The 14377-nt window shown below is 43.4% G+C and carries 17 protein-coding genes; 4 read left to right on the plus strand and 13 right to left on the minus strand.

Features of this window, described 5'->3' with window-relative positions; genetic code table 11:
• Positions 1-44: 44 nt before the first annotated feature.
• Positions 45-767, minus strand: a complete 723-nt coding sequence (locus ACQKMP_RS08180; protein WP_076298246.1) for a DsbA family oxidoreductase — start codon at positions 765-767, stop codon at positions 45-47.
• A gap of 273 nt (positions 768-1040) precedes the next feature.
• Here ACQKMP_RS08180 and ACQKMP_RS08185 point away from each other — a divergent pair, with 273 nt between their 5' ends.
• From ACQKMP_RS08185 to ACQKMP_RS08195, 3 genes are all read left to right on the plus strand, one after another.
• A complete protein-coding gene (locus tag ACQKMP_RS08185) occupies positions 1041-1973 on the plus strand; it encodes a glycosyltransferase family 2 protein (protein WP_427469141.1) in 933 nt (310 codons plus the stop codon).
• A 180-nt stretch (positions 1974-2153) separates the two neighbouring features.
• A complete protein-coding gene (locus ACQKMP_RS08190; protein ID WP_042185672.1) occupies positions 2154-3260 on the plus strand; it encodes an FAD:protein FMN transferase in 1107 nt (368 codons plus the stop codon).
• A 147-nt stretch (positions 3261-3407) separates the two neighbouring features.
• Positions 3408-4259: an RCC1 domain-containing protein gene (locus tag ACQKMP_RS08195; RefSeq protein WP_042185670.1), complete on the plus strand. Its 852-nt coding sequence runs from the start codon at positions 3408-3410 to the stop codon at positions 4257-4259.
• A gap of 73 nt (positions 4260-4332) precedes the next feature.
• Here the strand turns inward: ACQKMP_RS08195 and ACQKMP_RS08200 are convergent, their stop codons facing one another.
• The 10 genes from ACQKMP_RS08200 to ACQKMP_RS08245 form a co-directional block, all read right to left on the minus strand.
• Complete coding sequence (locus tag ACQKMP_RS08200) at positions 4333-5043, minus strand: HAD family hydrolase (RefSeq protein WP_339269383.1); 711 nt, start codon at positions 5041-5043, stop codon at positions 4333-4335.
• A 36-nt stretch (positions 5044-5079) separates the two neighbouring features.
• Positions 5080-5544, minus strand: a complete 465-nt coding sequence (locus tag ACQKMP_RS08205; RefSeq protein ID WP_339269381.1) for a GNAT family N-acetyltransferase — start codon at positions 5542-5544, stop codon at positions 5080-5082.
• Between the two features lie 100 nt (positions 5545-5644).
• Entirely contained in the window at positions 5645-6151 is a 507-nt protein-coding gene (locus ACQKMP_RS08210) for a metallophosphoesterase family protein (protein WP_042185664.1), read from the minus strand.
• Positions 6152-6334: 183 nt separating this feature from the next.
• Positions 6335-7528 carry an anti-sigma factor gene (locus ACQKMP_RS08215; protein ID WP_427469142.1) on the minus strand — a complete coding sequence of 398 codons (1194 nt, stop codon included), beginning with the start codon at positions 7526-7528 and terminating at the stop codon, positions 6335-6337.
• Positions 7521-8024 (minus strand): sigma-70 family RNA polymerase sigma factor, encoded by a 504-nt coding sequence (locus tag ACQKMP_RS08220; RefSeq protein ID WP_339245738.1) that lies wholly within the window; start codon positions 8022-8024, stop codon positions 7521-7523. Before ACQKMP_RS08220 ends, ACQKMP_RS08215 begins: the two co-directional genes overlap by 8 nt.
• Positions 8025-8198: 174 nt before the next feature.
• Positions 8199-9191 carry a siderophore ABC transporter substrate-binding protein gene (locus ACQKMP_RS08225; RefSeq protein WP_269321807.1) on the minus strand — a complete coding sequence of 331 codons (993 nt, stop codon included), beginning with the start codon at positions 9189-9191 and terminating at the stop codon, positions 8199-8201.
• 122 nt (positions 9192-9313) lie between these two features.
• Positions 9314-10069 (minus strand): ABC transporter ATP-binding protein, encoded by a 756-nt coding sequence (locus ACQKMP_RS08230; protein WP_042185659.1) that lies wholly within the window; start codon positions 10067-10069, stop codon positions 9314-9316.
• Complete coding sequence (locus ACQKMP_RS08235) at positions 10063-11007, minus strand: iron chelate uptake ABC transporter family permease subunit (protein WP_042125012.1); 945 nt, start codon at positions 11005-11007, stop codon at positions 10063-10065. Before ACQKMP_RS08235 ends, ACQKMP_RS08230 begins: the two co-directional genes overlap by 7 nt.
• Before the next feature lie 2 nt (positions 11008-11009).
• Positions 11010-11957 (minus strand): ABC transporter permease, encoded by a 948-nt coding sequence (locus ACQKMP_RS08240; protein ID WP_042125010.1) that lies wholly within the window; start codon positions 11955-11957, stop codon positions 11010-11012.
• Positions 11958-12189: 232 nt separating this feature from the next.
• Entirely contained in the window at positions 12190-12432 is a 243-nt protein-coding gene (locus ACQKMP_RS08245; RefSeq protein ID WP_156113209.1) for a YqkE family protein, read from the minus strand.
• 109 nt (positions 12433-12541) lie between these two features.
• Between ACQKMP_RS08245 and ACQKMP_RS08250 the strand changes: the two genes are divergently transcribed.
• Positions 12542-12886 (plus strand): winged helix-turn-helix transcriptional regulator, encoded by a 345-nt coding sequence (locus ACQKMP_RS08250; protein ID WP_042185654.1) that lies wholly within the window; start codon positions 12542-12544, stop codon positions 12884-12886.
• Positions 12887-12904: 18 nt separating this feature from the next.
• Here ACQKMP_RS08250 and ACQKMP_RS08255 read toward each other — a convergent pair whose 3' ends face one another.
• Complete coding sequence (locus ACQKMP_RS08255; protein ID WP_427469143.1) at positions 12905-13408, minus strand: N-acetyltransferase family protein; 504 nt, start codon at positions 13406-13408, stop codon at positions 12905-12907.
• Complete coding sequence (locus ACQKMP_RS08260) at positions 13392-14276, minus strand: SDR family oxidoreductase (protein WP_427469144.1); 885 nt, start codon at positions 14274-14276, stop codon at positions 13392-13394. The genes ACQKMP_RS08255 and ACQKMP_RS08260 overlap by 17 nt, the downstream gene beginning before the upstream one ends.
• Between the last annotated feature and the right edge of the window lie 101 nt (positions 14277-14377).

Genomic DNA, 14377 nt, shown 5'->3' on the forward strand with positions numbered 1-14377 from the left:
AAATGGAAACTTCCCCATCTCTTCTTCTCCACACTATACGAACTTTATATATTGCAAGATCCGTCCGCGCAGCCATCATCCGTGGATACTTCGGATTTTCCATTGCCAACCACCTGCAGCGTTGGTCCTGCTTGCTCCTCCGCCCACACGGTATCCAATACCTCTGTAAATACAGGTCCTGGCTGTGCACCAGATAACGCATATTTATTGTTGAATACGAAGAATGGCACACCGGTAATATTAAGACGGCTTCCTTCTTCGATATCGCCGTTCACTTCAGCTGTATAAGCATCTGTCTCCAGCATTGCCGCAACTTCTGCCTGATCCAGTCCTACCTCGGCAGCAAGTGTAGCAAGTACACTGCGGTCTCCAAGATTCAATGAATCCGTAAAGTAAGCACGTAACAGACGTTCAGACATTTCTGCACCTTTTCCTTTTGAGCTTGCAAAGTGACTCAGGCGGTGGCTGTCGAATGTATTCGTATGCTTCACTGTATCAAAATTGAATTCCAATCCCACATCTTGTGCTTGCTCAGCTAACTGAGCATTCATTGCTTTTGCTTTTTCGATTGACATGCCGTATTTGGTAGCCAACAGCTCATGAATATTCTTATCTGTACTCACCTCTGCGTGTGGATCTAGTTGAAAGCTACGGAATACCACCTCTACTTGATCACGGTTCGGGAACTGACTCAGCGCATTCTCCAAACGTCTTTTACCAATATAACAAAATGGACACGCATAATCGGACCAAATATCTATTCTCATGAAAAAAACCTCCTAATATTATTGTTCATTTGTAACTGCTGAATAAGATTGATAACTAAATATTCGTCGCTTACTATTATATAGTTAAAAACCGAAAAATACAAACTTAACTTTTATTTTCAAAAACTCTCATTAGACCTGAACCCCAACTAAAAGTATACGAAAGTGGTATATACGCTCTTCATTAGGAACGATAGAATCAAGGTAACCATTTCGCCGGGAGACTACATTCAGATTAGCGGACGAAAGAAGTCCTGAAGGGAGATTCAAGATATGTATGATCTATCTATAGTGATTCCTACCCGTAACCGAATCGACGACCTTACGGTGTGCATAGAGTCCATTGGCAAGCAGACACAGCTTGAGGACATCTCCATCGAGCTATGGATTGTGGACGACGGTGAGATCCCTGAGGACAGATTAGCCTATTATCGTGAAATACTAACTGGATTACCGCAGGCTAAACTACATTATCATCGCAAAACTAAGCCTGGTCTCTGGCTTTCACGTTACGAAGCGCTAGGACTGATCCATGCAGAAATTATGCTCCACTTAGATGATGATGCAGAATTAGATGACTCCTTATATATTCGACGACTGCTAGATACTTATGCAGCTGATGATTCCATTGTTGGAGTAGGTGGTGTAGCCAAAGGCATACATAGTAGCATGCCAAGCAGGCTATTCGGTATGCTAACCGGACAAATGTCCGGATCACCAGGCAGATTGTCGGCAAGTATGTTTGCAGGCTCGCAATTCCTTTGGGGAGAGAAGGAGCATGTATTTGAAACGGATTTTTTTCACGGATGCAATATGTCCTTCCGGCGTTCGGCACTGCGTGATATTAAGCCCTATCCATGGATGACAAGCTATTCCATAGCCGAAGATATTTATTTGTCCCATTTGGCTAGCCGCTATGGCAAGCTTGTAATTAATCCCGCGATGAAGATCATCCATCATGAGTCACCAGGTTCTCGCGATAAAGCGGGCGTTGTAGCACAAGCTACCGCCATCAACCACTACTATCTGCTTAACTTGCGTAATGCTCCTTTTATGAATTATGCTGCCTTGATCTGGACACTGACTTGTCTTACGGCTAAAGCGACTCTAAAACGAAATTTCAAAGCCGTTAGCGGATATGCCAAGGGTATCCTCTTCGTATTAAATCCTCGCAAGAATAAATATAGTGAATATATGCTCGATTAAGTAGCATCGTTTACTTCTAAATCTGTAGCACCGCTCCGAATCAGGATACGGGGCTTTTTTCTATGTCGCCCGATTATATCCCTAAATGTGTCATGAAATTAATTTCCATCAACTTGTTATCTGGGGTATGATATAAATAATGTGTTTTGTTTTAGAAACTAACTTTATGGATGGTGGAATATGTTCAAGAACAAAAAAACGACGCTGATCCTCGTTGTAATCGTCATCGCCCTCATAGCTGTCGGCGCTTGGCTAATTACTAAGGATAAGGACGATAAAACAGCGGGAACTACGGGTAGCGCAACAACAGCCGGAAAAGGAGAGGAAAAGTCTCTCTCACAAACCTTTTATATTTATGACACTGTTGTGAATATCAAAGTGTTCGGTGCTACAGTAGAACAGAAAAATATGGATGATATCCAGCAGATGCTGGAGCGAATGGATATGGAGCTTAGCCGCACCAAAGAAGGTGGAGAGACTTACGCAGTCAATCAGGCAGCAGGAAAAGAAGCGGTTGTTGTTTCTGACGAGACCCTGGATGTAATTAAACAATCCATACAATACGCAAAGGAAATGGACGGGCTATTTGATCCTACAATCGGTCCGTTAATCGATCTATGGAATATTGGTAGCGGTGGAGATAAGGTCCCTCCCCAAGCTGAAATTGATAAAGCGAAGAGCCTAACCAATTACAAGGACGTTGAAATTGATGAAGCTGCGAAAACTGTAAAGCTGATGAAGGAAAATATGGTGCTAGATCTGGGCGGTATTGGTAAAGGTTATGCTGCTGACCGTATCGCTGATTATTTGAAAGAGCAAGGTCTAAATAGCGCTATGATTAATCTCGGAGGCAGCAGTATTATTGCTCTCGGTAAGAAGCCAAACGGAACGGAATGGAATATCGGCTTACAGGATCCAGATCAAAGCCGTGGCACACAGCTAGGAACCATTAAGATCTCAGATGAGGTCATCGATGCTTCAGGTGTATATGAACGGTATTTTATGCAGGACAATGTTCGTTACCATCATATCCTTGATCCACGCACAGGATATCCCTCACAGAACGGTCTCAAAAGCCTTACCATTATGAGCCCGAATGCAACAGATGCGGATGCCTTATCCACTGGGGTATTCCTGATGGGAATCGAGGAGGGCATGAAATATCTTGAATCTTTACCTGATGATGTTGAAGCTTTCTTTATTACCGACGACAACAAAATCTATGCCACTAAAGGTATAAAAGAAAGAATGAACCTGACAGATCCAACGTACAGTTTCGCAGATTAAACGAAAAAAGCTTGTCCCTTTGAGCCGTAGCTGGCTTTCTAGGGAGCAAGCTTTTTTTTGGATAGAAGGAGCAACAAGAAGAGCACTTCTCCCTCTGCGAAACATGAGAAAATCGAAACATCCACCATCAACTAAGGAGCGAGATTTATGAACCTTGTGAAACCCCTAACTTCCATAGCGGCGGGCTATCGTCATACCGCCCTCCTTAAATCAGACGGCACAGTGACGGCTGTAGGTGATAATAAATATGGCCAATGTGATGTAAGTGACTGGTGCGATATGATAGCGGTTGCGGCGGGTAATGCTCATACCGGTAATGCTCATACCATCGGGCTTAAATCAGATGGTACGGTGGCGGCTGTGGGTTGGAATAAGTATGACCAATGCGATGTAAGCGGCTGGGCTGATATTGTGGCGGTAGCTGCGGGTTGGCGTCGTAGTGTCGGACTTAAATCGGATGGCACGGTGGTTGCTGTGGGTCGAAATAATGAAGGCCAATGCAATGTAAGTGACTGGCGTGATATAGTAGCAGTTGCTGCGGGTGATTGGCATACCGTCGGGCTTAAAACGGACAGCACGGTGACAATTGTGGGTAATAATCGGTATGGCCAACGCAATGTAAATGATTGGCATGACATAGTGGCTATAGCGGCGGGTTACCTTCATACCGTCGGTCTTAAATCGAACGGCACGGTAGTTGCTGCGGGTCGAAATCATGAAGACCAGTGTAATGTAACCAGCTGGCACGGTATTGTGGCTATAGCGGCAGGTAGTCATCATACCATCGGTCTTAAATCAGACGGTACAGCGGTTGCTGTGGGTTGGAATAAGCACGGCGAATGCAATATAAGTGACTGGCGCGATATAGTGGCGGTAACGGCAGGTTGCACTCATACCATCGGTCTTAAATCGGACGGTACGGTGGTTGCTGTGGGTAATAACGAACATGGACAATGCGATGTAAGCGGGTGGCGCGGCATTCAACTACCCGAAAATTAGTTATAAAAGTAATGAAAGCCATGCGCAGGTTTCTCTCGCATGGCTTTCTAATATCTTTGGAGGACTTGTTCTCTCACACCAAAGGAAGCTCGCCAAATTCCTTATAATTAGTAAAAATATAACTAGGCTTATGATCCGTAGCCGGTTGTCTTCCTCTCGGATTGTACCAGCAAACCTTCCATCCAGCCGCAAGTGCTCCAACTACATCGTTAGCCCAAGTATCCCCTATATAAAGCGAATTGTCCGCCAAAGTACCCGTCTTTTGGTTTACGTGCATGAATATTTCTGGGTCTGGTTTAGCAAGACCTACAGCATCAGAAATAAAGATCATGTCCTCGGGAATAATCTGATCTAAGCCTAGTCCACGAATCTTACTCATCTGATGATCCTTCGGTCCATTCGTAATAATGCCTACCTTATGACCATCCGCAATAAATCGTTCAAGATGCTCACGCACGCCATCAATCATCTGAATCGTATATTGACGTCCAATATATGCCGCTTGAACCGCCGTGGCTTGATCACGATTAATCTGCAAACCATACTCGGCAAAAGCAAGCTCCAAACGGCGCACCCTCGTCTCTTCAAGCGGAATCTCACCGCGCAAATACATTGGCCACAACACATCGCTATGATGTCTCACTTTATAAAATAATTCTGCAAAGTCCAGACTACTCTCATCTGGGCTGAGCACTTCCCGTACCGCTTCTTTAAATGGTACCAGATGATCATACAACGTATCATCGAGATCAAAAAAGATTGCCAACTTATGACTTGTTTCCACTTTAACGCCCCTTACTCGTCTTTCTCTCTAGCTGCTTTAGAAAAAAAGGTTATAGGTAAAAAATTCATCATCCCGAATGTAGCCATGCGCTTCATATAACCGCTGTGCCACCACATTCTCCGTCATCGTTGTCAGGGATAAGCCCTTCGTATTCGTAGAGACCGCATAATCTCTAGCACTTTCCAGTAGCATAGCACCTAGCCCTTGCCCTCGGATTTCTGCAGTAACGAACAAATCATTCAGTATCCAAAGGCGCTCCATCGTAACCGATGAAAAAGACGGATAGAGCTGTGTGAAGCCCCGCACGCGTTTCTCATCGCCTTCCCCCTCAACCACCATAAGGATCACAGATTCATTCAGCTTTAGTCTGTCAGCTAAGAAGACGCGTGCACCTTCCCGATCTGAGGCTGCTCCATAAAATACTCGATACTCATCAAATAATGGGATGAGCCGTTCTAAATCATCCAGAACCACTCGTTCTATCCGATAATTGTTCATCATCAGCGCTCACTTTCCGGCTTCGCCCGTTTTAACCTCATTGTAAATGGTTACCGAGCCGTTCACCATGGAGAGAACGCCGAATGATTTGGACAATTGAGCCTTATTCCTTTGAATCGTAGAACACATGCCGGGCACTAACTTTACCCGCTTCGATATCTAAAATTCCGAAAGAATACAATTTCTCACGCCGCTTATCTGTAGGAGAACCTGGATTAAATAGCAGGATACCATTCTCCTCTCTTAGCAAGGGCTGATGTGAATGACCAAAGAGAATACAATCCACCTCATCATTCGCAAAAGCAAGCAGTGCATTCCCATCCGTTCCTTTGCGGGAATGTGGCGTATGTCCATGTACCATGCCAATCCGGATTCCTTCAAGGGTAATGATCTTGCGCTCTCCGAAACGCGCAATGATCTCATCGCCATCATTATTTCCGGCAATCCCCTCCACCGGTGCTAGTTCTGACAGTAAATCATAGATTCCCATACTCACCCAATCACCGAGATGCAAGATTAAATCCACATTTTGAAACTCTGCTATCAACGCCTTTGGCAGAGACTTAGCCATTCTTGACATATGTGTATCAGATACGACTCCTACTTTCATAAATCTCAGCTCCTAATCTATCATACTTAACTTCGCTTATCATACTTATTCATAAATCTAATATTCAAATAATTGTACGATTTGCTTAAGCGAGAAGCAAGTTCTGTGACTCTATCACTATCTAGCTAGACCAAAAGCCGGGTACACCCTCCCATACAGGGCATATCCGGCTTCTATTAAATCTTAGTTCTCTCTATCCTGCCAATTCCACAGCCTTACTTCCCCAACATGCATTCTGCTGACCCATGTTTCTTCCTTCAGTTTGAGCAGTTCTTTCACCGGACCGGTTACAACAGCTCCATAGAGCTTAACTCCATTCTTCTCTATATAACTAATGGAATCATCTAAATCAATGAATGGAATCACCCTTTTGGAGATGGATTTATACTCTTGCATCAAGTGCAGCGTCTTGAGGAAGTTTGCATTACGCAGTTCACCATCACCATATGAGTTAACAGATGGAGAACTACTCGAACGGCTAGTCACCCCTCCAAACCATCCTCGCTTCTCCCTCGATTCCTGTGTCACTTTCATATCATCCGCATGCCAAATTGGCATATATGGAAAACCTAATGGATCATTAACTACTGGCTGTCGTGTCCGTGGACCTGTATCTGCCGCAAACCACAAAGGCTGAAGATTCTTAGGCTCAAACTTCTTCAACAGCTCATCTGTCGTAAATAATTGGTCAAAAGACAAGTATGCTTCCGCTACCGTCCCCTCAGGGAGCTTCTCTAATCTCTCCCACTCACTGCCATTATCCATACTATTTGCCGCATCATTCTTCCCCTGTGGATATAGAAAGTAATAACCAACACTTCTACTCTCATTCGTCCAGGAATAGTTGTAGAGCCTAGCCCAGCCAAATAGAAGCTTCATTGAATAATCTCCGACAGTGATTTGTTCATCTCCCACTTGTTTCTCTATCTTACTTGTCAGATTCATACTAAAAAATGGACCGGTACCACTGCTCAAATGTACAATCGTGTTCGGCTGTGAAACAGCAATTGCGGAAGAAACGACATCACGGTATTTCTCTACTCTCTCCCCAGTACCATAAAATATCGCACTGATAATACTGCAAATAATCATGAAAATTAAGAACGCAGAAATTACCGTTAAAGTATTCGATATACGGGCTCTCCATTTACCGCGGCGGATGATCTTTTTTTCCTTGCCAGATCTGTTTCTTTTACCCTTTCCGAATTTTATGCTCTTATCCTCACTTGAAGCCGGCTTTTTTTCACCCATGAGTTCATCCAGATAAGCCTGATAAGCTTCCATCTTCTCCAGTTCGCGCTCTACTACATCCCTATCCTCGTCAGCAAGGGTACCTTCGCCGTACCTTCTTAACTTCTCCTTGAACTCCTCACTCATGTTCATTCCTCCTCCGCTCTGCTTCACGCAGCTTCTGTCTAGCCCGAAAAATCAATATCTTATATTGGGACAGACCCACATTCATAATGTCCGATGCCTCCAGATAACTAAGACCATGAAAATCATGTAGCAGCAGTGCATGCCTCTGATTGTCCGGTAGCTCACCTATCGCAATCCTCATCTCTTCCCAACGTTCCTGCCGAAGCAGCGTGCTTTCCGTGGTATCTGGATGGGCCAGCTGTTTAAAAAAATCCTCACTGTGAACAGTACTGCGTCCTTCCTTCCGCTTATAATCTACGAAGGCATTGTACGCGACACGGAACAACCACGGCTTAATCTTCTCGTCTTTACAATCCTCCAAATATAAATAAGCACGGTAAAAGGTCTCCTGCATTAAATCTTCAGCCGCGTGATGATCACCACAAAGGGAGCGCAAATAGCGGTAAATATCCATCACATACATCTGATATATTTCATCCAGTGAATTTCGCTTCATGCACTCCCCCCTTAACCTAACCACGTATACTCGCATAAAAAGTTACAGCTAAATTTAGCAACTAGTATGAATATACCAGTAATTCTATGGAGGAATGCGAAAAAAAGCCCGCTGGCTAGGAGCATCGCTCCTGCCAACAGGCTTCTTAATAACCATTTCCTCGAGTTACTCTGCTTACAGAACAACCTCAACTTCTTTGAGCATTTCGCTAACAGAGATTAAACCGCCACCGGACAAGTACCAGTAGTTAGGATCAAGGTAAATGATTTTACCGTTTTTAAAAGCATTTGTGTTCTTCACGAGATCGTTCTCAACTGCATCCTTCGCTGAACCGGATTTGCTGCCATCACTCTTCACAGCCGCATCTCTATCTACTACGAACAGATAATCCGGATTCTTGTCGGCTACATATTCGTAAGATACGCTTTGACCATGAGTGGATACTTCGATTTTATCATCCGCTTGTGCAAATCCGAATACATCATGGATAATACCAAAACGTGAACCTGAACCATAAGCACTGATTTTTCCTTCATTGGCAAGAATGATAAGAGATTTTTTACCATCGGCTTTAGCTTTCTCATTCAGAGCTTTAACAGAGTCAGTAATAGTCGCAAGCTCAGCTTCTACTTCAGCTTCCTTGCCAAAAATTTGGCCCAGCGTCTTCACATTTTTCGTGAAGGATTCCATGTAATTCGCATTATCTACAGCAACGTACAATGTAGGTGCAATTTTGCTGAATTCATCATAAGAATCTTGCTGTCTGCCGGAAATGATGATCAGATCAGGAGAAAGACTATTTATTTTTTCGAAGTCAGGCTCTTTCAAACCACCGACATTCTCATATTTGGCATCGCTATATTTAGAGAGATAAGAGGGTACATTGCTTTGAGGCACTCCAGTCACCTCTACGCCCAGTTTATCCAAAGTATCGAGTGTACCGAAGTCAAATACAACCACTTTCTGCGGATTAGTCTTAATCGTAATTTCTCCAAGTTCATGCTTAATAGTAAGCTCTTTGGATTCTGTATTCGGTGCAGTAGTAGCCTCTGTATTGCCTGCCGCTGCTGTATTATTATTTGAAGTTGCTGCATTATTGGAGCCACAGGCCGCCAAGATTACGGCAAGAAACACTGTCATGATTAGTAAAGATACGTTCTTCTTCAAAATATTCACCCCTATAATTTATAGTCAAGCTATTTGAATTATTCGCGTATACGTCAAGAAGCTGGCGCCTATCACTTCTAGCGTTACGTCATAATAATTTCCGAATATAAGCGGCGTCTTGTTTAAAAATAGACACCAATTTTACGACCACCTATTGTTTCTATAGGGATATCCATGTCATATACATCCCTAAGCACTGCTGTATCAATAATTTCATCCACCGTACCCGATGAAGCTACCCGCCCATTCTTGAGCGCTACAATGTAGTCAGAGTAACAAGAAGCGAAATTAATATCATGAATGACGAGCACAATCGTCTTGCCCTTCTCTTCTACCAATCGGCGTAACACCTTCATAATTTGTACAGAATGCTTCATATCCAGGTTGTTGAGTGGTTCATCGAGTAAAATATACTCGGTATCCTGAGCCATAACCATCGCAATATATGCTCTCTGACGTTGTCCACCGCTAAGCTGATCAATATATTTATCCTGCATCTCTTGAAGGTCCATGTAAGCAATCGCTTCGTCAACGAACGCTCGATCCTCAGGTGTGAGCTTTCCCTGTGAATAAGGGAACCTTCCGAAAGAAACAAGTTCCTTTACGGTAAGGCGTACGCTGATATGATTGGACTGCTTTAGTACCGATATTTTACGAGCAAGCTCATTACTCTTACAGCTGCCAATTTCCTTCCCTTCAATCAGTACTTCCCCTGCGTCTTTAGAGATAAGTCTACTGATCATGGAGAGCAACGTGCTTTTACCAGCTCCGTTAGGGCCGATAAACGAGGTGATTGCACCCTTTTTAATGGTTAAAGACACATCATCTACAACGGTTACTCCGCCATAACGCTTGCTTACATGCTTAACTTCTACCACGACTTATTCTCCTTTAACAGCAGATAGACAAAGTAGACGCCACCTGCAAAATTAATGATTACACTAACCGTAGTAGTGAATCCAAACACACGTTCAACTAGAAACTGTCCCCCGACAAGCGCAATAATGCTTAGCAAAATCGTGCCGGGAATCAGATAGGAATGCTTATACGTACGGAACAACTGATGCCCCACATTGGCTACTAATAAACCCAAGAAAGTAATCGGCCCCACTAAAGCCGTTGATATTGAAACGTAGATGGATACAATTACTAACAATCTTTTGACTACATAGTCATAATTGATCCCTAAGTTAATGGCTTCATCTTTTCCTAAAGAAATAACATCTAAATACTTCACAAATCGCATGAAATACAGCGTAGTTAGCGCTAGAACAACTGTAGACAATATCAGTAGATCACTGCTGACGTTGTTGAAGCTGGCGAACATTTTTCCTTGTAGAATCAGGAATTCATTCGGATCAATGAGCACTTCCATAAAAGAAGATGCACTCTGGAACATCGTCCCCATAATAAGTCCTACGAGCAGCAGGAAGTATATGTTTTGACCCTCTCTGCGGAACATTAGCTTATACAGCACACCTGAGAACAGAACCATGATGCAAGCTGAGAACAAGAAATTCACATTTTTATTCATAAACGTCATATTGGATGAGCCTAGGGCGTATACACCGAACGTCTGGATCAACATGTACAAAGAGTCTAGCCCCAGAATACTAGGTGTCAAAATCCGATTGTTCGTAATGCTCTGAAAAACTACGGTAGAGACAGCTATCACCGCTCCGGTAATTAAGATGGCCGCCAGCTTTCTCCCCCGACTGGGTAGAACATAATCCCAATTTCCCATAACATGATAGGTCATAAACAAGACGATGAGAGCAACAGCGCTTAAGGATAATATAGTTAGTTTCGTCTTCATCACTAATTCGCCTTTCTTCTCATCAGCAAGTAGATAAATAGACCACTTCCGATGACGCCTACCGTGAGACTGATGGATATTTCGTATGGATATATAATGAGCCTGCCCAGAATATCACAGAACAGGAGGAACACCGCACCGAGAATGGCAGTATGCGCCAGATTTTTTTTCAAGTTATCGCCTATGTATAGCGTTACTATGTTAGGTACAACAAGACCCAGGAATGGAATCGTACCTACGGTTAAAATAACAACTGAAGAGATTAACGCTACAATCACCAATCCTACGTTCACTACCGCTTTGTAGTTCATACCGAGATTGACGGAGAAATCCTCCCCCATACCGGCAACGGTGAACTTATTAGCGAAAACATACGCAAGAATGACAAGTGGGATACTGATATAGATTAATTCGTATTGACCCTTAATAATCGTTGAGAAATCGCCAAGCATCCAAGACGAGATATTCTGAACCAAATCATTTTTGTAAGCAAAAAATGTAGTAATCGAGCCTACAATGTTCCCGAACATGAGTCCGACCAGGGGGATAAAAATACTATCCTTGAACTTGATCCGATCTAAGATTCTCATAAATATAAATGTTCCCAGTAGGGCAAAAACAAAAGCAACGAGCAGCTTCTGCATTGGTGTCGCCCCTGTGAACAGCATCAGGGACACGAGAATACCGAATTTCGCGGAATCCATCGTGCCCGCCGTAGTGGGAGAAACGAATTTATTTCGTGATAATTGCTGCATAATTAATCCGGCAATACTCATGCTTACACCAGCTATAATCAGTGCAGCTAAGCGTGGAATCCGGCTGACTAACAGAGTCTGCATCTGAGATTCTGTAAGCGAAAAAAGATCCAAAGGTGAAATGTCTTTTACGCCTATAAACAAAGATATAAATGAGAATACTATTAGAAGTAGGGACAAATATTTTAGTTTCATGAGTTGTTCCTTATCTGTTTAATAGTTAAATAGTTTGAGAAATAGATGATATTATCGGTATTGATAATGATTTTCATTTGCACTATGTTCGATTATACCTAAGCCCACTTTGAGGGTCAACCCTTTCGTATAGTAAAATTTAAAACAATTGATTTTTATAAATAACATTAAAAAAGAGACACCCTAATAGGCATCTCTTTATCACATGATCTATTTCCGCTAGCTATAGCAGTTATTTATACTTGTGCCAATCCTGATTACTGTTCTCCAACAGATGTGCAAAATCATTCTCAAGCCGCTTTTGCTCAGCTTTTCGCTGATCTTCAACCGCTTTACGAGCAGCTTCCTTGCGGTCATTCTCTTCCGCTTTCAACGCATCAGATTGCGCCTTCAGCTTTCCAAGAACATCACTGCTCAACAGGTCTTTTAGCGTAGCTGGTGCATCGGTCGCAGCAGGACGCGGAGTGGTAGGCATTTTCTTTTTTTTAGCCACTGTCAATCATCCCTTCTAGTTATGAATTAAATTGGAATTTGTTTAAATTATTGGTCTTTTCGTTTATAATGTTCACTAAGAGGTGAGCCATATGAAGTCCACTGATTTATGTCCCCAGCTACAAAAAAGTATGGATATTATCGGCAGGCGTTGGACAGGTTTAATTATCTACCAGCTCCTCCAAGGACCGCAACGTTTCAATGTGATTGAAGCAGCCTTGCCCATCAGCGGAAGATTGCTCTCCGAACGACTTAAAGAGCTTGAACTGGAAGGGATTGTCCTTCGAGAAGTATTCCCTGAGACACCTGTGCGAATCCAATACTCCTTAACGGATAAAGGACTTGCCCTGGAGACAGTTATCCGGGATTTGCAGCGTTGGTCAAAAATATGGATTGATTGTGACACAAATAGCGTAAGCTCAACACTCAAAATGTAAGCGTTTCAATTGCGGCAATTAGATTTTAAGTCCAACAATCACTAAATCACGTTCTATACCATCCAATTCAGCTACACCGGGCAGTAATCCCCATTGCTTAAAACCGAACTTTTCTAGCAAACCAAGGCTTGGATCATTATGTCCGAATACAAAACCAACTAGATTCTTAATGCCGAGACTAGGTGCTTTCTCAATGGCCTCTTTCAAAAGAATTCTACCGGCTCCACCACCACGGAACTTTTCACTCACGTATACACTAATTTCTGCTGTTGCATTATACGCTGGACGACCATAGAAGGATTGAAAGCTGAACCATGCCGCAACCTCATCTTCCTGCCTAAGTACCCATAAAGGACGATGGTGGCTATTATGCTCATTGAACCATTTTTCTCTGTCAGCAACAGTAATAGGTTCCAGATCCGCAGTTACCATCCGTCCAGCAATCGTTGAGTTATAAATCTCCACAATAGCTGCTAAGTCTGTAGGTTTTGCATCTTCAATCCTGCTATTCTCCCAATTCATCCCTTGATTCCTCCAAATGTGTTAATTCACTCAGGCCGACCTGCTCCTGGCTCCATTGCCACAGCCGCTGCGCCTCTTGTTTATTCTGTGCTCTGGGAGTCAGCTCCTGATTCTTTCGTCGATAATAATATTGACCGGTTACCTCTTGCAAATCCGATTCTGTAGCCAAATAGATCGCTGTATCGGCCCCTTGTTCAGGAGTTAAAAAGAAGTATGACAGCAGCTTAAGGATCGACTTGCCAAAGCCTGTCTCCCGGTTAACACCTATATTTGTGCCCACTGCTCCTGGATGCACGCAATTCACCGTTACTCTTGTCCCTTGCAGGCGTGCTGCCAACTCTTTCGTGAACAGTATATTGGCTAACTTGGATCGAGCATAGGCTTTTGCGGGATTGAAACGGCGTGCGAGAGTTGGATCTTCATAGTGAAGTGCACCTATTTTGTAAGCACCGGAAGCAACCACAACGATACGGCCTTGCTCTGCTGCTTTTAAAGGCTCCAGTAACAGATTCGTGAGCAAAAAATGACCCAAATGGTTCACACCAAGATCCATCTCAAAGCCGTCCTTCGTAAGCTGACGCTTAATCGTGACTACCCCAGCGTTATTGATGAGTATATCTAGAATCGGATATTTCCGGGTGAATTCCTCCGCAAAACTGCGAATGCTCTCCAGCGAGGCCAGATCACACAACATCAGCTCGATATCCTCAGAGCGGCTCTTTTGCTTGGCGGCAGCCAGTGCTTCCTCTCCACGCTGGCGATTACGGCATACCATAATTACTTTGGCTCCCTTGCGTGCCAGTTCAACTGTCGTCGCTAGCCCCATACCAGAATTCGCTCCAGTTACAAGTGCAATTTTACCTCTCATCCCAAGAATCACTCCTCTCTCAACAACCGTACCCCAATAAGCTTCCGCCTAACCTTACGAGAAGTATATTTAAGATTATGTTACACCAACTAGTAGGCTCA

Source organism: Paenibacillus sp. NPDC101420, from assembly GCF_050277435.1.
Lineage (GTDB): Bacteria > Bacillota > Bacilli > Paenibacillales > Paenibacillaceae > Paenibacillus_AQ.

What these genes read in the sequence shown, in the direction of transcription:
- ACQKMP_RS08180 (WP_076298246.1), bottom strand. Translation starts at nt 767, where the DNA reads ATGAGAATAGATATTTGGTCCGATTATGCGTGTCCATTTTGTTATATT.
- ACQKMP_RS08185 (WP_427469141.1), top strand. Translation starts at nt 1,041, where the DNA reads ATGTATGATCTATCTATAGTGATTCCTACCCGTAACCGAATCGACGAC.
- ACQKMP_RS08190 (WP_042185672.1), top strand. Translation starts at nt 2,154, where the DNA reads ATGTTCAAGAACAAAAAAACGACGCTGATCCTCGTTGTAATCGTCATC.
- ACQKMP_RS08195 (WP_042185670.1), top strand. Translation starts at nt 3,408, where the DNA reads ATGAACCTTGTGAAACCCCTAACTTCCATAGCGGCGGGCTATCGTCAT.
- ACQKMP_RS08205 (WP_339269381.1), bottom strand. Translation starts at nt 5,544, where the DNA reads ATGATGAACAATTATCGGATAGAACGAGTGGTTCTGGATGATTTAGAA.
- ACQKMP_RS08210 (WP_042185664.1), bottom strand. Translation starts at nt 6,151, where the DNA reads ATGAAAGTAGGAGTCGTATCTGATACACATATGTCAAGAATGGCTAAG.
- ACQKMP_RS08215 (WP_427469142.1), bottom strand. Translation starts at nt 7,528, where the DNA reads ATGAGTGAGGAGTTCAAGGAGAAGTTAAGAAGGTACGGCGAAGGTACC.
- ACQKMP_RS08220 (WP_339245738.1), bottom strand. Translation starts at nt 8,024, where the DNA reads ATGAAGCGAAATTCACTGGATGAAATATATCAGATGTATGTGATGGAT.
- ACQKMP_RS08235 (WP_042125012.1), bottom strand. Translation starts at nt 11,007, where the DNA reads ATGAAGACGAAACTAACTATATTATCCTTAAGCGCTGTTGCTCTCATC.
- ACQKMP_RS08240 (WP_042125010.1), bottom strand. Translation starts at nt 11,957, where the DNA reads ATGAAACTAAAATATTTGTCCCTACTTCTAATAGTATTCTCATTTATA.
- ACQKMP_RS08245 (WP_156113209.1), bottom strand. Translation starts at nt 12,432, where the DNA reads ATGCCTACCACTCCGCGTCCTGCTGCGACCGATGCACCAGCTACGCTA.
- ACQKMP_RS08250 (WP_042185654.1), top strand. Translation starts at nt 12,542, where the DNA reads ATGAAGTCCACTGATTTATGTCCCCAGCTACAAAAAAGTATGGATATT.
- ACQKMP_RS08255 (WP_427469143.1), bottom strand. Translation starts at nt 13,408, where the DNA reads ATGAATTGGGAGAATAGCAGGATTGAAGATGCAAAACCTACAGACTTA.
- ACQKMP_RS08260 (WP_427469144.1), bottom strand. Translation starts at nt 14,276, where the DNA reads ATGAGAGGTAAAATTGCACTTGTAACTGGAGCGAATTCTGGTATGGGG.